The sequence below is a fragment of the Luteimonas sp. AC640a genome, from assembly GCF_979256585.1.
This window is the reverse complement of the sequence record NZ_CEEDOV010000002.1, coordinates 22389-39967: the sequence shown is the minus strand read 5'-3', so window position 1 is coordinate 39967 and position 17579 is coordinate 22389. Positions and strand designations below refer to the sequence as shown.

Genomic DNA, 17579 nt, shown 5'->3' with positions numbered 1-17579 from the left:
GCGGACGCACCTAGACTCGCTTGCATCGACCCAGCCGGTCCACGGAAAGCCCTTGCGATGCGCCGACTCCTGATCACACCCTTGCTGTGTCTTGCACTCGCCGCGCCGGGCATCGTGTCCGCGCAGCAGTACGAGATCGACCTGTCGCGTCTCGACCCGGCCGCGGTGCTGTCGACCGGAGGCGACGTGTTGCGACGCGCCTCGTCGCAGTCGGTCGACGACTTGTTCCAGGCCGTGCTGCACGCCTCGCGCGAGCCGAAGGAATCGCGCGCGCTGTGTGCGTTGTTCGAACCCGATGCGCGTCGCGATCTCGCGGCGTTCCAGCGCACCGTGGACACGCTCGGCCCGGCCAGTCGCAATCGCTTCGCCAACGCGTTCACCAATGTCGCGATGAGTGGTCTGCAGGGTCAGCCGCAGACCTACGATCCTGCGGTCGCGCAGCAGGTGCTGCGATCCGCGGCGATCACCGCGACGCTGCTGCACGACGGTTTCATGCTGGGAATGACCTCGACCGGAACCGATGATGCGAGTCGTCAGGCGCGGTGCAGGTCCTTCCGTCAGATGGTTGACGTGCTCAAAGACCAGCCACAGCCACAGCGTGTGCTCGCCACGCGCTGGTTGCTCAATGAAGGTCTGACGCTCGTCGCCGACGCACACCCCAACGGCTGATTCGGCGCGTCGACGATGCGGTCCTCCGTGCGACTGTCGGACGTCTCCGCGATGGCATATTCGGATGCTCGCTGCTGGCGTACAGTGAATGTTCTTCATACGCCTGCCATCCGTTGCACTTTGATCGAAGTGCAACGGCGCGATCGGCCGACGTGTATCCACGCCTGATCCAGCCCGACTGTGCGTTGCGCGTCCAGTCCGATTGATCGTGCTCGCCGACCGCGGGCATTCGCGTCTGCGCACGATCACCAAAGGCGGCTGCAGCATGCAAGACGCGACAGTTCCCCCTGCCCGACCCGGGCGGGTGCGTACACCACGTCAGGTGGTGCGCGATCTGCTCAAGCAGTTGCAGAGCCGCCCGTTCAACGGCGCGCGCACCTTCGAATGGACCGTCGACGTGCGTGGCATGACCGAAGAAGGCTTCGAGCAGACCTTGGCGATGCTGGCCTCGCGTGGCTACCGGGCCGAGTACACGCCGAATGACATCCCCGGATTCGCGCACTTCATCCTGCGATGGTGAGCGCGCGCGTGGGGGTGCGATCAGCCGACCTGCGCGATCCAGTCTTCAAGGTTGTAGTAGTTGGTGACACGCGCGATGCGGCCGTCGCGAATGTCGAAGAACGCGCCACCCGGCAGCACGTAGCGCTGACCGTTCGCGGCCGGCAGGCCGTCGTCGTCGGCGATGTACGCGCCGTGCACCACGTACTCGGCCGCGGCGCGTGCGCCATCCATCGACGCCATGACGACGATGTCCTCCAGCCGCTCGCGATAGCTCGCATCTACGCGCTGCATGAAGGCGGCGAAGGCCGCGCGTCCGGTTTCGCGTGCGCCCTGGTTGAGATCGTGCGCGACGTCATCGGTCAGCAGCGCGAGCATCGCGTCGCGATCGCCGGCATTGAACGCGGTGTAGTAGGCCTGCACCAGCTGCAGCGTGGTGGTCTGTGCGGTCTCGGTCATCGTCTGAGCGTCTCCTGGGCCGCGTCCCACAGGTCGCGATGGAAGAAGTACACCTCGCGCAGCAGGAACTCGCGCTGGGTGCGGAAGGTGCGGAAGCGGGTCGACGGGGTCGGCGAACCGAGCGCGTCGATGCCCAGACGTTCGCTGGCCCGCAGCGCACGCGCCATATGCAGCGGATCACTGACGATGATCACGCGATGCAGGTCGTGGTCCTGCAGCAGGCGACGGGTCTCGACGAGATTCTCGAGCGTCGTGCGCGAGCGCGATTCGATGAGAATCGCGGACTCGGGAATGTCCCGGCGCAAGGCATACCGCCGAGCCACCTGGGATTCGGAGAACCGCGCCTTCGCACCGCCATAGCCGCCGGTGAAGATCAGCGTCTTCGCATGACCTGCGCGATAGAGATCAAGGCCGTGATCGATGCGGGCTTCGAAGACCGGCGACGGTTGCGCGTCGTAGGCCGCCGCGCCGAGCACGACGATGGCATCGGCCGGACCCGCCTCGTCGCGATTGCCGACGTGCACGATCCACGCGGCCACGCCCAGCAGCCAGATGGCCAGCAGCAGCACCAGCCAGAAGATGAAACGGAAGAAGCGGCGCATGGGGCCGCGCTTGCGCTTCATGAACTGCGCGCGCCGGTCATGACAGCCACGGCAGGCGATCGGGATCGACGTTGCCGCCGCTGAGCACCAGGCCCACGCGCAGACCGGCGAAGCGCGGGCGGTTGGCGAGCACTGCCGCCAGCGCGATGGCCGACGATGGTTCGACCAGCTGCTTGGTGTGCACCGCGATCCGGCGCATCGCCGCGACCGTGTCGGCATCGTCCACAGCGATCACCTCGACCGGCGTGCCGTCGCTGCTGCGATGCGCGCGCAGGATCTCGAAGTTCGGCGCGCCCAGCAGGCCGCGCAGTCCGTCGCAGACGGTGTCCGGCACGAGATCGTCGACGCGCGCGCCGGACTGCAGCGAGCGCAGCGTGTCGTCGGCGCCACGCGGCTCGGCCAGCACCAGGTGCGTGGCAGGCGACGCGCGCTGCAGCGCCAGCGCCGTGCCGGACGCCAAGCCGCCACCGCCGACCGGCACCACCAGCACGTCCAGCGGCCCGGCCGCGTGCAGCAGTTCAAGCGCCGCCGTGCCCTGACCGGCGATGACATCGTGATGCGTGTACGGATGGATCAGCGTCGCGCCGGTCTGCACACGCAGTCGTTCGCAGGCCGCCTCGCGCGCGGCGAGCGTCGGCGCGCAGTGGTGCAGCACGGCGCCATAGCCGGCAATCGCCGCGAGCTTCGCCGCCACCGCGCCATTGGGCACCACCACATGGCAGACCAGGCCGCGCGACGCGGACGCTAGCGCCAGGGCCGCGCCGTGATTGCCGGAGGAGTGGGTCACCACGCCGTGCGCGGCTGATTCGGTATCCAACGACCACACCGCATTGGTGGCGCCGCGGAACTTGAACGCGCCTGCGCGCTGCAGATGTTCGGCCTTGAAATGCAGCGCGCAGCCGGCGGCGTCGTCCAGCGTGCGGGCGCGCAGCACCGGGGTGAGATGCGCGCGGCCGGCGATGCGCGCGGCCGCGGCCAGCACATCGTCCGGTGTCGGCAGGGAAATCGTGTCCGTCATGGCGCAAGCGTAACGGAGCGACCCTGGGGATTCACAGGCCGGACGCGAGATGAAGCGACCCGCTCGTGGTCGAAACGCTTAAGGGCGGATTCAATGCCGCGGGTGGATTCTGGACCCCTGATCGACAGGGGTGGACCGACATGATCCGCAAGGCTTTTCTGCTCGTTGCCTGCATGACGCTGGCCGGCTGTGCGACCTACGGCTACCGCGGCGGCAGTGGCGATTACTACTACGGCTCGCCCGGCACCACGTACCGTCACTACGGGGCGCCCTACGGCAGCCTCGGCTATGGACGCGGATACGGCTGGTACGGCGGCGCGGGTTACAGCGCGCCTTACGGTCGCTACGACGCGTGGAACCGTTATCCCTATGGCTACGGCGGCGGCTATTACCGCCCGCCGCCGGTGATCGTGCGCCCGGTCTATCCGGGTCGTCCGGGTGGTCATGGCCATCGGCCCGATCGCCCGCCGTATGGGCACGGGCGTCCGGATCGGCCCGACCGGCCGGGCTGGGGCGATGGTCGTCCGAACCGCCCCGATCGTCCCGGCTGGGGCGATGGCAGGCCGGACCGTCCCGATCGCCCCGGCGATGGTCGTCCCGATCGCCCGGATCGTCCGGGCTTCGGCGGTCGTCCGCCGAGCAGCGGTGATGCCGGTCGTCCGGGCCGTCCAGGAGGTTGGGGCGGTCGTCCGCCGCGCGGAGATGGACAGGGGCGTCCCGTCGGACAGCGCCCCGGCCGACCGGAAGGTCAGCCGCGTCCGGACTTCCAGCGTCCTCCACAGGCCGCCCCTGTGAGCCGCCCAGCGCCGGCACGTACGGAGTCGCGTCCAAGCTCGCGCGGCGAAAGGCGGACAACGGTCACACCCCGGCAAGTCGAGCCGATTTAAGACTTGCGCTGGGTGAGACGGCGGAGGAAGCTGGCCTCCGAGTGACCGGCTGCGTCGGTTTCCGACGAAATGGTCACACCCGCTGTCGACTCCCGGCGGGGGATCACCGGATCCCCCCTGTTCCGCCTCCGCCGGGTGTCGGCTCTTGATCCGCGCATCTCCCCCGATGCGCCGGTCACGAGCCCCAAAAAGATGGGGCCGGATGTCCCCCGACATCCGGCCCCGTGCTTCCCCGCAGCGTACTTGGCCAGCCCTGTTCCAATTCCGGCCGCGCCCCCCTTTCAGACGCTTGCCGCTGCGGGTGCCCCGATAACCACGCAGAAACTGTGCCAACTGTGGCTCAGGCGCTGACGTGCGCCGCCGAACTCGCGGATAATCGCCCCATGTCCAACGACTTCCACAGCTACGACGTCATCGTCGTCGGCGGCGGCCATGCCGGCACCGAGGCCGCGCTCGCGTCCGCGCGCGCCGGCGCCCGCACGCTGCTGCTCACCCACAACGTCGAAACCATCGGCGTGATGAGCTGCAACCCGGCGATCGGCGGCATCGGCAAGGGCCATCTGGTGCGCGAGATCGACGCGCTCGGTGGCGTAATGGCGAGGGCCGCGGACGCGGCGGGCATCCAGTGGCGCAGGCTCAATGCATCGAAGGGCCCGGCGGTACGCGCGACACGCTGCCAGGCCGACCGTAATCTCTATCGCGCGTTCGTGCGCCGCGCCGTTGAAGCGCAGCCGAACCTGACGATCTTCCAGTCGGCGGTCGATGACCTCGTCATCGAAGGCGACGCCGTGCGCGGTGCGATCACCCAGACCGGCCTGCGCTTCGACGCGCCGTCGGTGGTGCTGACGGCCGGTACGTTTCTCGCCGGGCGTATCCACATCGGCGAAGCGCAATCGGCCGGCGGCCGCGCGGGTGATCCGCCTGCAGCCACGCTCGCCGCGCGCCTGCGCGAGCGTCCGTTCGTCGTCGACCGTCTGAAGACCGGCACGCCGCCGCGTATCGACGGCCGCACGCTCGACTACACCGCCATGACCATCCAGCCGGGCGACGATCCGCGTCCGGTGTTCTCCTTCATGGGTACGCGCGACGACCATCCGCGGCAGGTGCCGTGCTGGATCACCCACACCACCGAACGCACGCACGAGATCATCCGCGGTGCGCTGCACCGCTCGCCGATGTACTCGGGCCAGATCGAAGGCATCGGTCCGCGTTACTGCCCGTCGATCGAAGACAAGGTCGTGCGCTTCGCCGACAAGACCAGCCACCAGATCTTCGTCGAGCCCGAAGGCCTCGATGTCGCCGAGATCTATCCCAACGGCATCTCGACCTCGCTGCCATTCGACGTGCAGCTCGCGCTCGTGCGCAGCATCGTCGGCTTCGAAAACGCGCACATCACCCGCGCCGGCTACGCGATCGAATACGACTTCTTCGATCCCCGCGGGCTCAAGAACACGCTCGAGACGCGCGCCGTCGCCGGGCTGTATTTCGCCGGCCAGATCAACGGCACCACCGGCTACGAGGAAGCCGCCGCGCAAGGCCTGCTCGCCGGCGTCAACGCCGCGCGCCAAGTGCGCGGTCTTGATGCCTGGAGTCCGCGCCGTGATCAGGCCTACATCGGTGTGCTGGTCGACGATCTGATCACCCGCGGGACCAAGGAACCGTACCGCATGTTCACCAGCCGCGCCGAATACCGGCTGCAGCTGCGCGAGGACAATGCGGATCTGCGCCTGACCGAAGCGGGCCGCAGTCTCGGTCTCGTCGACGACGCGCGCTGGGCCCGTTTCGACGCTAGGCGTGAAGCGGTCGAACGCGAGACCGCGCGTCTGCGCGGCCTGTGGGCGTCGCCGCGGAACACGATCGGCCACGATGTCGTCGCGACGCTGGGGATCGAACTGCGCCGCGAGAGCAACGGGATCGATCTGCTGCGTCGCCCCGAACTCGGCTACGCCGATCTGATGCGCGTGCCCGCGATCGGTCCGGGTGTCGAGGCAGCCGACGTCGCCGAGCAGGTCGAGATCGAAGCCAAGTATTCCGGCTATCTCGACCGGCAGCGCGTCGAGATCGAACGCCAGCAGCGCCAGGAAACCACGGCGATCGCCGAGAGTTTCGACTATGCGCAGGTGCGTGGTCTGTCGGCCGAACTCGCGCAGAAGCTCGTGCAGGTGCGACCGCTCACCGTCGGTCAGGCGCAACGCATCCCCGGCATGACGCCGGCCGCGATCTCGCTGCTGCTGGTGCATCTGGAACGCGCACGGCGCACGCACGCGGCCTGAGCAAACGTCGCGGCACCACGGTGTGTCGTTGCACTGCAACGCGTGCGTCTCGACACAGACGCGTGCGCGGGGTACGCCGCATTCGCATCTGTCGATCATCCGACGTTCCGCGCATCTGTGGTCTGGTACGACTTCGATCAAGCAGGACGAAAGGAATGACGAAGAGACCCGTACTCGTTGGCGCGTGCATTGCCGCCATCACTGGCATCGCGTACTGGGCGGCCGTGTCCGGGATGACGGGCGGTGGCGAGCCCTGGGACGCCGCCGCGTACTGGACGCTGGTGTACCCCGGCGCGCTGCTGCTCTCTGCCATCCTCGGATTCGCGATGCCGGTACGCGCCTGGCTCTGGGGTCTGATCGTGGTCTTCGCCCAGGTGCCGGTCGTGATCGCCGTGGCAGGCGCGGGTCCGTTGCTGCTCGCAGGCGTGCTCTACGCGGCGGTACTGTCGATTCCGGCTGCAGTGATCTCGGGTGTCGCCGGATGGATCCGGCGTCGCATGCGCGGCGCGGCACATTCCTGACCCGACGCACGCTTTCCGCATCGATGCTCAGGGGACGCGGAACGCCGGCAACTCCGCGTCATCCAGACGCGCTGCTGGTTGCACGCGGGTGCGCATCGGCAGTCCGAACAGTGGTCGCAGCCAGCGGATGCGCCGGATCAGCAGTTCGTGGATCAACAGGCAGCCGGCCACGGTGATCGCGAGCACCAGCAGCTGTTCCCACAGCGCGCCGAGGCGCAGCGGAATCAGCCAGTACGCGGCAAGCACGATCAGGCTCTGGTGCAGGATGTACCAGGGATACACCGCCTCACTGGCGTAGCGCAGGCCAGGCCACGGCCGGTTCAACAGGCGGGCGCCCCAGGCGAGCAATGCGAGTAACGCCGCCCACCAGTAAATCGCGTGTGCAACGGTCGACAGGAAGTCCCAGGCCGCCAGCGGCATGAGGCGCAGGAACGGCTCGGACGGCACCAGGCCGGCGTCGATCAGCCTTCCGAGCGCGCGCAGACTGATGTGGATGCTGGCCCCAAGCAGCGCCCACCCCAACAGCAACCACCGCCGCTCGACCAGCGCGGCCCACATCGCATCACGCCGGGCGATCAGCAGGCCAAACGCAAACGCGACACCGTACTGCGCGTGATTGAACCAGTCGCCGATCAGGGCATGCGTGGATTCGAAACGTGGCGCCAGCACAACCATGGCGAACAGCATCCACAGCGGCGGCACCGTCCACAGCAGCCAGCGGCCATGTGTGGTCAGCCAGTCGGCCACAGCCACACCACCGAGCGCACGCAATGCTGGCAAGACCAGCAGCGCGAGCATCGTGTAGACCCACAGGTACGGCAGATACCAGAGATGGTTCCAGGTGAAGCCGTATTCGGCGCCGGTGAAGGTGCCGGCCGGCCACGGTCGCAGCTGCAGGTAGCGCAGCAGGAAGGTGCCGAAGCCGGCATCGTAGGTTCCCAGCATCCGTGCCTCGCACCAGGCCTGCACGGGCACGATCAGGGCGATGCCGAACGCGAGCGGCAGCAGCAGGCGCCAGCTGCGATTGCCGATCAGCCGTGCAGGTGACTGCCGGGCCAGCACCAGGCCGAGCGCGATGCCCGACAGCAGGAACAGCAGCGACATCCGCCAGCGGTTGACCAGCACCATCGGCCATTCGACCCAGCCGAGCAGCGTGGGGCTCTTGATGTGGAAGCCCCAGTCGACCACGTAGACCATGCCCACGTGATAGAGGATCAGCAGGGCGAAGGCGATCACGCGCAGCGCGTCGATGTCGTGGCGTCGGTCCATGGCGGTCTGCGATACGGAAGAGGCCACAACCGTGCCGGGTCGCAATGACGCGCGGTCCCGCCGAGGGCTTCACGGCGCGTCTCCAGGGACGAACCCTGGGGCGGCAGGGACGAATGGGACGGGCTGACGCGCGGCGGCTGCCTAGAATGCGCGCATGTCCGAACGACCACCCGCGTCGCCCACCGGCGCCGAGCGCTATCTCGCCATCCGCCGACCCGTCGAGGTCGGCTACTGGCTCATCACCTATCTGCTGTCCGGGCTGGGCAACAGCGTGACCACGTGGATGGACGTCGAGCGCCTCGGCCTGGGCTACGCCGCCTGGGAGGTCGCGAGCTGGGAGAGCAGCAGTGCCATCGCGCTGCTGATGCTGGTGCCGGCGACGGTGTGGTTCACCGCGCGCTGGCCGGTGCATCTGGACAACTGGCGGCAGCGCCTGCCGCTGTACGCGGTGGCGAGCGTGGTCTGGTCGATGCTGCACGTCGCGTTGATGGTGGCCCTCCGCAAACTGGTCTACGCATGGCACGGCGGGACCTATGTCTTCGGCGATGCCTTCGTCTACGAATACCTGAAGGATGCGCGCACCTTTCTCGGCATCGTCGTGGTGCTGCATGGCTATCGCCTGCTGGTGCGTCGCCTGCAGGGCGAGGCCTCGCTGCTGGCCGCACCTGATGACGACAGCACGCCGGTGGAACCGGTTGAGCGACCCACGCGGTTTCTGGTCCGCAAGCTCGGGCGCGAATTCCTGGTGGCCGCCGACGACATCGAATGGGTGCAGGCCGCGGGCAACTACGCCAACCTGCACGTGCGCGGCAAGGTCTATCCGCTGCGCAGCACGCTGGCCGAACTCGAATCCCGCCTTGATGCCACGCGGTTCCTGCGCGTGCACCGCAGCCATCTGGTCAACGTGGACCGGATCGCCTCGATCGAACCGCTCGACAGCGGCGATGCACGCATCCACCTGCACGACGGCACCATCGTGCCCTGCAGCCGACGCCATCGTGAACCGCTGCGTCTGGCGATGGCGCGCTAGGCGCGCTCAGTCCAGTGGATGCGCTGCGACGTCCTCGTGCAGGATGCGGCGCAGTTCGAGGATCGCAGGCGCGGTCTCCTGCACGCTGTGGCCGGACACGATGACCTTCTCCGACACCGCGTCGTCGAGGTGCGCGCTGGCGTAGGGCACGAGGCCGTCGTCCGATTGCACCAGCGGGATTGCGGGATCGCGCTGGGCGATGATCGTGTGCAGGGTCACGCCCGGCGCACGCGGCAGATCGGCGGCGGCGCGCACGAAGGGATCACTGGCGCTGAGGTTGTCGATGCTGTTGGGAATGCGGCCGGTGCTGCCGTCGGGTGTCTGCGCACTGCCGGCGAGCGTCTGCAGCACATCATCGAAATTCTGCAGGAACGTCAGCGGCAGACGCACGAGGCGCGAGATCCAGCGGCCCGCGCGCGTGCCGGCGATGTCGGTACCGCGATGCGGGGCGGCGATGAAGACCGCGCGCTCGATCTGCGGCATCGGCTCGAAGCGCAGGAACGGCGACAGCCTGCGCTGCACGCGCTGCAGATCGCCCGGCGCGATGTCGCGATGCGTCAGCAGCGCATCCCACAGCGCATCGCCCGAAGACGACACCATCAGCCGCGCGATCACGCCACCCATGCTGTGGCCGACGACCACCATGTCCTGCGAAGCGCGTGCGCGGCGATCGGGATCGAAGTGCGTGAGCGCATCGTCGACCGTGCGGCGGATCTGCGCGTGGTTGAGCGCGATCGGCATGTTGGTCGGGTAGTAGATCTGCCAGATCTGGAAATTCTGCCGCAGCGTCTCGTCGCCGAGCACCTCGTTGGCGACGTTGACCCAGGCCTCGGGACTGCTCGCCAGCCCGTGCAGCATCAGCAGGATCCGACGGTCGGGATCGTAGGGCTGCATCATGTACAGATGCGGCCGGTCGATGCCGTGGTCGCGCCCGAACAGGGTGCGCAGTGATTGCGTCGCAAAGCCGGAGCGCGCGAGCCACAGGCCGTAGCCGGCGGTGAAGTTCGCCGCCAGCGGCACCTGCTGCCCGTGCATCTGCGCCACGCTGTCGACGTAGGGATCGTGCACGCTCATCGCGATGTCGCGGGTGCGCATCAACTGCGCAAGGTCGGTCGCGGGAAAGCGCAACAGCACGGTCAGTGCGGGCGAGGGCATCTCACTGTAATCGCGACGCTGCGGGCGCTGGCGGCGATGCGGAGTCTCTGCTGCGCCGTCGGTGTCGGCGTCAGGCGCGACCATCGTCGTCACCGGATCGGGCTGCATCACTGCGACCAGCTCGGCGCCGAACCCGTCGCGCCGGTACACGCTGCGCAGGCCGGCGAACTGCAGCGACGAGGCAGGAATGAGTTCCTCCGGCATCGCGATGCCGTCGGGCAGGCGCACGCCCTCGAGCGTGGTGCGGATCGTCCAGCCGGCCTGCTGCAAGGCTTCGCCCGCCTCGCCGGGCGCGCCGGCGTAGCGGGCGAACAGCGCGGTCGCCGCCTCCTGCGTGGCGAGGTTGTAGTAGTCGCGAACCTGCGTCTGCCGGTCTTCGAAGGCGCGCTCGCCAGGCGTGCGCGCGCTGAAGAACAGATAGGCGTAGGCGTGGCGCGCGACTTCGAACCACGCATCGAGCTGCGCATCCGACGGCGCTGCGTCGCGCTTGGGCGCGAGTGACAGCGCCCGCTGCATCCACAGCTCGGTCAACGCGGCCATGCGCCGCTCGTCGTTGACGTCGTGCACGTCGGTCAGCGCCTGCAGACAATCGTGTTGCGGTCGCGCGCAGTCGCGATCGTCGAGGCCGGCCACGCGCAGCATCTCGCGCGTCGCGGCACTGAGCTCGCCGGTGGTGAGAATGTCGCCGCGCTTGATCGCGATGTACTCGCCCGGCGGGATCGACTTCACGTCAACCATCGCAAGCGAGCAGCTGGCCAGTGACAGAACGAGCAGACTCATCGCGCTGCGGATCCATCGCGGCGCTTTGTGCGAAGTCATCGGGTCTCGGCCTCCGGAATGCCGGGCACGCCGCGCCGGATCGCACGGGAGAAATCGGGATCGCGATCCGCGGCGCGCGCTCGATAGGTGATGCGTCCCGCCGCTTCCAGCTGGTCGAACGTGCCCTGGCCGGCGAGTCCGCCATGCGCATGCGCGTACTGCCCGAAGTAACCCGACAGCAGCAGGCGGATGTCGAGCGGCAGGCCCGGCGCGATGTGGCGGGCGACATCGAAGACGATCGTCGTGCAGTTGCTGGTCACCGTGTTGTAGAAGCGCGGCGCCTGCTGCAGCGTGCCGGCTTCGTCCACATAGGCGAGGAACAGCGTGCGCAGCTGTTCGCGCGGAATCGCCAGCCGGTACAGATAGACGTCCTCGTCGCGCACGTTGCTGCGCACCCGCACGATGTCGCGCTCGTCGGCGGCGATCAGCACTGCCTCGAACTGCTTGAAGAAGCCGCCGATCGCGGAGAACGATTCGTGACGCTCCTTGCGGATCTCCAGCGAGAACACCACGCGGCTGCCGTCGTCGAAGCCGAACGAGACCAGAGTGTGCGCGATCGCCGGGCCCATCCAGTACGACATCACCAGATCGGCCGAGGCCAGTGTGTCGAGATCGTAGGTGCGCCTCTCCCAGCGCGGCACCGGATCGCCGTCGCGGGTCCAGTCGAAGTTGCGGACGTTGTGCAGGGTCACGCGGCTGCCGTCGACCTCGGCATCGAGCAGGCGCGCGACGTCGTCGGCCCAGTCACGGTCGTGCATCGGCAGTACGGTCTGCCACCATCCCAGCAGCGCCAGCGTGGCGACCAGGCCGGCGCCGAGCACGCGACGGCGTCGCGGGCGCGTCATGCGGCCTGTCACTGCCAGGAGCGTCGCGACACCGAGTGCGCTCCACGGCACCAGCCACAGCCAGCGCATCGGCGCCTGGTACCACAGCGCGCCGATGCCCCACAGCACGAACACGGCGGTGGCGATGCACAGCAGCACGCGCAGGGCCCGGCGCCACAGGGAACGCGGCGTCGCCATCAGCGCACGCGGCCCGGCCCGGGCAGGGCGATGTGGCGCAACAATGTGCAGGGGCGACGTGGTGGCATGCGGCAATTGTGGTGCAGGACGGCATCGTCCCGGTAGCAGCGCCCGTCACCCGGCACGCGGTAGAACGGCAGCAACGCTGTCGACCGGATCCTCGCATGGCCAGGAAGAAGACCCTCAAGCTGGCGACGTTCAACGTCAACGGTATCGGCACGCGCCTGCCGAATCTGCTCGCCTGGTTGGCGCACGAGGCGCCCGACATCGTCGCGCTGCAGGAACTCAAGGCGACCGACGAGGTGTTCCCGGCAGCAGAACTCGAAGCCGCCGGCTACGGCGCCATCTGGCACGGCCAGCGCGCCTGGAACGGCGTCGCGCTGCTCGGGCGCGGCGTGGCGCCGGTGGAAAGCCGGCGCGGCTTGCCGGGCGATCCGGACGACGCGCAGAGCCGCTACATCGAGGCCGCGGTGCACGGCATCATCGTCGGCGCGCTGTACCTGCCCAACGGCAATCCGCAGCCGGGGCCGAAGTTCGACTACAAGCTCGCGTGGATGCAGCGCCTGCACAGGCACGCGAAGTCGCTGGTCGATCTGGAACATCCGGCTGCGCTGGTCGGCGACTTCAATGTCATTCCCACCGACAGCGACGTCTACGACGCGAAGGCCTGGAAAAAGGACGCCCTGATCCAGCCCGAGGTCCGTGAGGCGTACTTCGAGCTGTTGAAGCAGGGCTGGACCGACGCGCTGGCGGAAGTCTTCGGCGACGAACAGGTCTTCACCTTCTGGGACCACTTCCGCCAGCACGCCGAGCGCGACCGTGGCCTGCGCATCGACCATCTGCTGCTCAACCCCGTGCTGGCGGAGCGCCTGGAATCGGTCGGTGTCGATCGCTGGGTGCGGCTTGAACCGCGCGCCAGCGATCACGCGCCCACATGGGTCGAACTGCGTTGCTGACGCGGATCAGGGCGACGATGCGTCCAGACCCGCCGTGGCACGAGGCCGGCGCGCGACGGGCACGACCGATCCGCGGGTGATCACATCCGGGCGTCAGTGCGATGCCCGGACGCCGTGTCTCCGATCAGCGCCCGCGTGCGCGGGCGAACGCGTCGGCCAGTGCGTTGTTGCTCGGCGCTGCCGTGGTCTGCGGCTTGCCGCCGCCGGGACGTCCGCCACGCGGACCGCCCGGGCCACGTGATGCGGTGCGATCCTCGCGTGCGTCGCGTGCAGGCTTTTCGCCCGGCACGTCATCGAGGCGGCGCGTGAGCGCGATGCGCTTGCGCAGTACATCGACCTCCAGCACCTTCACCTTGACGATGTCGCCGGCCTTGACCACGTCGCGCGGATCCTTGACGAAGGTGTCCGACAGCGCCGAGATGTGCACGAGGCCGTCCTGGTGCACACCGATGTCGACGAACGCGCCGAACGCGGCGACATTGCTGACCACGCCCTCGAGGATCATGCCGACCTGCAGGTCCTTGATGTCCTCGACGCCGTCGGCGAACTGCGCGGCCTTGAACTCCGGGCGCGGATCGCGGCCCGGCTTCTCTAGTTCCTTGAGGATGTCGCGCACCGTCGGCACGCCGAACGTCTCGTCGGTGAACTGTTCGGCCTTGAGTCCGCGCACGAACGCGCCATCGCCGATGATCTGCTTCACGTCGCGGCCGCTGCTGCCGGCGATGCGCTCGACCACAGGATAGGCTTCCGGATGCACCGAGGATGCATCCAGCGGCTCGTCGCCATCGGCGATGCGCAGAAAGCCCGCGCACTGCTCGAAGGTCTTCTCGCCCAGACGCGGCACTTTGAGCAGATCCTTGCGACGCTTGAACGGCCCGTTCGCATCGCGATGCAGGACGATGTTCTCGGCCACACCGCTGGACAGGCCGGCGACGCGCGCGAGCAGGGCGCCGGATGCGGTGTTGACGTGCACGCCGACCGCGTTGACGCAGTCCTCGACCCGTGCATCCAGTGCACGCGCCAGACGGTACTGGTCGACATCGTGCTGGTACTGGCCGACGCCGATCGCTTTCGGCTCGATCTTGACCAGCTCGGCCAGCGGATCCTGCAGACGTCGCGCGATCGACACCGCACCGCGGATCGACACGTCGAGGTTCGGAAATTCCTTGGCCGCGGTTTCCGACGCCGAATACACCGACGCGCCAGCTTCGCTGACGACGATCTTCTGCAGCTTGAGTTCCGGCGAAAGCTTGATGACATCGGCGGCCAGGCGATCGGTCTCGCGCGATGCGGTGCCGTTGCCGATCGCGATCAGCTGCACGCCGTGTTCGGCGCACAATTTGCGCAGCGTGTGCACCGACTGGTCCCACTGCTTGCGCGGCTCGTGCGGATAGATCGTGTCGGTGGCGACGAGCTTGCCGGTGGCATCGACCACCGCGATCTTGCAGCCTGTGCGGATGCCGGGATCGAGACCGAGCACGGTCTTCGGGCCGGCGGGCGCCGCAAGCAGCAGGTCTTTCAGGTTGTCGCCGAAGACGTTGATCGCTTCGGCCTCGGCCTTTTCGCGTGCCTTGCCGAACAGGTCGATCATCAGGTGCAGATGGATCTTCGCGCGCCATGCGAGGCGGCAGGCGTTGAGCAGCCAGGTGTCGGCGGCGCGCGATTGCGCGGCGATGCCGGCATGACGCGCAATGCGGCCTTCGGCGTAGGCGTTGCCCTGCTCGGGATCGTTGCCGGGTTCGAGTTCGAGGGTCAGGAACTCTTCGCGCCGGCCGCGGAACAGCGCGAGCAGACGGTGCGAGGGAATCTTCGCCAGGGCTTCGGCGTGGTCGAAATAGTCGCGGAACTTCTCGCCCGCGGTTTCCTTGCCGGGGCTGACCTTGGCGCGGATCACGCCATTGGCCTCCAGCCAGTCACGCAGTTCGCCGAGCAGCGTCGCGTCCTCGCCCCAGCGCTCCATCAGGATGGCGCGTGCGCCTTCCAGCGCGGCTTTCGTATCCGTGACGCCCTTTTCCGCATCGACGAAGCCGGCGGCGAAGGTCTCGGGCACGTGCGTGGGGTCGGCCAGCAGGCCGTCGGCCAGCGGTTCCAGCCCGGCCTCGCGTGCGATCTGCGCGCGCGTGCGGCGCTTCTGCTTATAGGGGAGATACAGATCTTCGAGGCGCGCCTTGCTGTCGGCGGCTTCGATATCGGCGCGCAGTTCCGGCGTCAATTTGCCCTGCTCGTCGATGCTGGAGAGGATCGCCGCGCGGCGGTCTTCGAGTTCGCGCAAGTAAGACAGGCGTGTTTCGAGATCGCGCAGCTGGGTGTCGTCCAGGCCGCCGGTGACTTCCTTGCGGTAGCGCGCGATGAACGGCACGGTCGCGCCTTCGTCGAGCAGCGCGATCGCGGCGATCGCCTGCGCGGGCTGCGCGCCGATCTCGGCGGCGATGGTGTCGGCGATTCGACGGGCGAGGGCGGCATCAGGCTTGGACATCGGTTCCACATCGGGTCGCGGCAGCGGCGCCGCGCGGCGATTGTGGCAACCCGGCCCTGTCGGCGGTACCCGTTGACAAGCGGGTCCAGTCAGCGTCCGCCTCAGTCGCGGCGTCGGCGCCAGGGCAGCGGAATCTGGAACAGCATGAGTGCGATCCACGCCAGGCGACTGGAGCCGCTTTCGCGCGTGTCCGGCAGCGGCGCGTCCGCTTCGGGATCGTCTTCGGCGCCCAGCTGGAATTCGCCGGCATCGAGACGCCGGATGATGTCGCGCGCCTGTTCGAACTGGTCATCGCGTACGTGCAGCTTCACGCCACCGATCGCCAGCCGCCATTCCCAGTTCGCCAGCGCCATGTTGGCGTCGCCCAGATGCACGTCGATGCCCTCGGCCTGCAGCAGGCCGCTGGCGATCTGCGCTTCGATCGGATCTGCATAGCGGGCGACGATGACGCTCATGGGCGGGTGTGTGGACGCGCGTACATGCGTGTGAGGGTACGCTTGCGCACTGAATCCGAATCTCACGTGGAGCCTGGCGCATGCCTGCCTTCGATCGTCCCCCACGCCCCTCGACCCTGCGCACCACGCTCGCCGCGCTGACCGCTTCACTGCTGCTCGCGGCCTGTGGCAGCGATGCGCCCGAGCAGGCGGCCGCGCGCACTGCGACCACGGATGTCACCGCGCCCAGCGAGGTCATCGACTGGGCGTTGCCGGAGACCGGCGCCGGTTCCGCGTCGCCCGATCTCGTCGCAGGACCCGACGGCGTGCTGATGCTGAGCTGGGTGAACTCGCGCGAAGGTCGCCGCCACGTATTCCAGTTCTCGCGCTTCGATCCCGCGCAGCAACGCTGGCGCAATGCGCCGACGACGATCGCGATCGGCAACCGCATGTTTGTCAACTGGGCCGACACGCCGCACGTGCAGGCGACCGCCGACGGCGCGCTGTGGGCGCACTGGCTGCAGAAGAGCGGCGATGCGCCGTATGCCTACGACATCGCGCTCGTGCGTTCGCGCGACGGCGGCGCGAACTGGGGTGCCTACACTGTGCCGCACGACGACGGCACTCAGACCGAGCATGGTTTCGTGTCGATGTGGCCGCAGGCCGATGGCATCGGCATGGCCTGGCTCGATGGTCGCAACACCGTCGGCGTGAGCCATGAAGGGCACGATTCGGCGGAGGGTCACGCATCGCCCGGCGAGGGTCGGCCGATGACGCTGCGCGCCGCGAACTTCGACGCGACGCTGGGCAAGACCGGCGAGCAGGAAATCGATGCCAGCGTCTGCGACTGCTGCCAGACCGCCGCGGCGGTCACCGCGCAGGGGCCGGTACTCGTCTATCGCGGACGCAGCGACGGCGAGGTGCGCGACATCATGGTGACGCGCCGCGAAGGCGATGCCTGGACGACGCCGACGGCCGTGCACGCCGACAACTGGGTGATGCCGGCCTGTCCGGTCAACGGCCCGGACGTGGCGGCGGTGGACACCGGTGTGGTCGTCGGCTGGTACAGCGCGCAGACCGGCACGCCGCAGGTGCAGATCGCACGCAGTGACGATGCCGGTACGACGTTCGCGGCGCCGGTGGTGCTCGACAGCGACTCTGCGGTGCAGGGCCGTGTCGCCGTTGCGCTCGACGGGCAGCAGGCCTGGGCGATGTGGCTGCGCGAAGACACGGCCGGTGCGCAGTCGTTGTGGCTGTCGCGCCGCAGCCCGGATCTGGCGACCGAGTACGAGCGCATCGAAGTCGCGCGTCCGCAGGGTCGCGGTCGCGGTACCGGCTTCCCGCAGTTGCAGGCGGTCGGTGGACAGGCCTATGTCGTCTGGACCGATGTCGTCGACGGCGCGCCGACATTGCGCGGCGTGCGCGTGGTGCGCTGACAGGCGCTGGATGCAGCGGCACCGCACGTGCGCGGTGCCGCGCATCGCTTCGGCA

General features: G+C 68.4%; 16 protein-coding genes. 8 read left to right on the top strand and 8 right to left on the bottom strand.

Going from position 1 to position 17579, the window contains the following annotated elements; all coding sequences use genetic code 11:
* The first annotated feature begins 57 nt into the window (after positions 1-57).
* Together ACZ9YD_RS00890 and ACZ9YD_RS00885 are read left to right on the top strand one after the other, a co-directional pair.
* Positions 58-669, top strand: a complete 612-nt coding sequence (locus tag ACZ9YD_RS00890) for a hypothetical protein (RefSeq protein ID WP_465073259.1) — start codon at positions 58-60, stop codon at positions 667-669.
* A 304-nt stretch (positions 670-973) separates the two neighbouring features.
* Positions 974-1189: a hypothetical protein gene (locus ACZ9YD_RS00885; protein WP_465073258.1), complete on the top strand. Its 216-nt coding sequence runs from the start codon at positions 974-976 to the stop codon at positions 1187-1189.
* A 20-nt stretch (positions 1190-1209) separates the two neighbouring features.
* Here the strand turns inward: ACZ9YD_RS00885 and ACZ9YD_RS00880 are convergent, their stop codons facing one another.
* Genes ACZ9YD_RS00880 through ACZ9YD_RS00870 form a run of 3 tightly spaced genes read right to left on the bottom strand, consistent with a single transcriptional unit; the run spans position 1210 to position 3246 of the window.
* Entirely contained in the window at positions 1210-1626 is a 417-nt protein-coding gene (locus ACZ9YD_RS00880) for a ketosteroid isomerase-related protein (RefSeq protein ID WP_465073257.1), read from the bottom strand.
* Complete coding sequence (locus ACZ9YD_RS00875; protein WP_465073256.1) at positions 1623-2249, bottom strand: YdcF family protein; 627 nt, start codon at positions 2247-2249, stop codon at positions 1623-1625. Before ACZ9YD_RS00875 ends, ACZ9YD_RS00880 begins: the two co-directional genes overlap by 4 nt.
* Positions 2250-2265: 16 nt before the next feature.
* The gene (locus ACZ9YD_RS00870) at positions 2266-3246 is read right to left on the bottom strand and encodes a pyridoxal-phosphate dependent enzyme (RefSeq protein ID WP_465073255.1); all 981 of its coding nucleotides are present in this window, start codon (positions 3244-3246) and stop codon (positions 2266-2268) included.
* Positions 3247-3386: 140 nt separating this feature from the next.
* On the opposite strand from ACZ9YD_RS00870, the gene ACZ9YD_RS00865 reads away from it, so the two are divergent.
* The 3 genes from ACZ9YD_RS00865 to ACZ9YD_RS00855 all read left to right on the top strand — a co-directional run bounded on the left by ACZ9YD_RS00865 (position 3387) and on the right by ACZ9YD_RS00855 (position 6927).
* Positions 3387-4133 carry a hypothetical protein gene (locus tag ACZ9YD_RS00865; protein WP_465073254.1) on the top strand — a complete coding sequence of 249 codons (747 nt, stop codon included), beginning with the start codon at positions 3387-3389 and terminating at the stop codon, positions 4131-4133.
* A gap of 383 nt (positions 4134-4516) precedes the next feature.
* Entirely contained in the window at positions 4517-6406 is a 1890-nt protein-coding gene (mnmG, locus tag ACZ9YD_RS00860) for a tRNA uridine-5-carboxymethylaminomethyl(34) synthesis enzyme MnmG (protein ID WP_465073253.1), read from the top strand.
* Positions 6407-6561: 155 nt separating this feature from the next.
* The gene (locus ACZ9YD_RS00855; RefSeq protein ID WP_465073252.1) at positions 6562-6927 is read left to right on the top strand and encodes a hypothetical protein; all 366 of its coding nucleotides are present in this window, start codon (positions 6562-6564) and stop codon (positions 6925-6927) included.
* 27 nt (positions 6928-6954) lie between these two features.
* On the opposite strand, the gene ACZ9YD_RS00850 is transcribed toward ACZ9YD_RS00855, so the two are convergent.
* Positions 6955-8196: an acyltransferase family protein gene (locus ACZ9YD_RS00850; protein WP_465073251.1), complete on the bottom strand. Its 1242-nt coding sequence runs from the start codon at positions 8194-8196 to the stop codon at positions 6955-6957.
* A gap of 154 nt (positions 8197-8350) precedes the next feature.
* On the opposite strand from ACZ9YD_RS00850, the gene ACZ9YD_RS00845 reads away from it, so the two are divergent.
* Positions 8351-9226, top strand: a complete 876-nt coding sequence (locus ACZ9YD_RS00845) for a LytTR family DNA-binding domain-containing protein (protein ID WP_465073250.1) — start codon at positions 8351-8353, stop codon at positions 9224-9226.
* A gap of 6 nt (positions 9227-9232) precedes the next feature.
* Here ACZ9YD_RS00845 and ACZ9YD_RS00840 read toward each other — a convergent pair whose 3' ends face one another.
* Positions 9233-11200 carry an esterase/lipase family protein gene (locus ACZ9YD_RS00840; RefSeq protein WP_465073249.1) on the bottom strand — a complete coding sequence of 656 codons (1968 nt, stop codon included), beginning with the start codon at positions 11198-11200 and terminating at the stop codon, positions 9233-9235.
* Positions 11197-12222 (bottom strand): Lnb N-terminal periplasmic domain-containing protein, encoded by a 1026-nt coding sequence (locus ACZ9YD_RS00835; protein ID WP_465073248.1) that lies wholly within the window; start codon positions 12220-12222, stop codon positions 11197-11199. Before ACZ9YD_RS00835 ends, ACZ9YD_RS00840 begins: the two co-directional genes overlap by 4 nt.
* Before the next feature lie 164 nt (positions 12223-12386).
* Between ACZ9YD_RS00835 and xth the strand changes: the two genes are divergently transcribed.
* Entirely contained in the window at positions 12387-13178 is a 792-nt protein-coding gene (xth, locus tag ACZ9YD_RS00830) for an exodeoxyribonuclease III (RefSeq protein ID WP_465073247.1), read from the top strand.
* 124 nt (positions 13179-13302) lie between these two features.
* Here xth and ACZ9YD_RS00825 read toward each other — a convergent pair whose 3' ends face one another.
* Positions 13303-15654, bottom strand: a complete 2352-nt coding sequence (locus tag ACZ9YD_RS00825) for a Tex family protein (protein ID WP_465073246.1) — start codon at positions 15652-15654, stop codon at positions 13303-13305.
* A 101-nt stretch (positions 15655-15755) separates the two neighbouring features.
* The gene (locus ACZ9YD_RS00820; protein WP_465073245.1) at positions 15756-16109 is read right to left on the bottom strand and encodes a putative signal transducing protein; all 354 of its coding nucleotides are present in this window, start codon (positions 16107-16109) and stop codon (positions 15756-15758) included.
* 80 nt (positions 16110-16189) lie between these two features.
* On the opposite strand from ACZ9YD_RS00820, the gene ACZ9YD_RS00815 reads away from it, so the two are divergent.
* Positions 16190-17524: a sialidase family protein gene (locus ACZ9YD_RS00815; RefSeq protein WP_465073244.1), complete on the top strand. Its 1335-nt coding sequence runs from the start codon at positions 16190-16192 to the stop codon at positions 17522-17524.
* Positions 17525-17579: the final 55 nt, after the last annotated feature.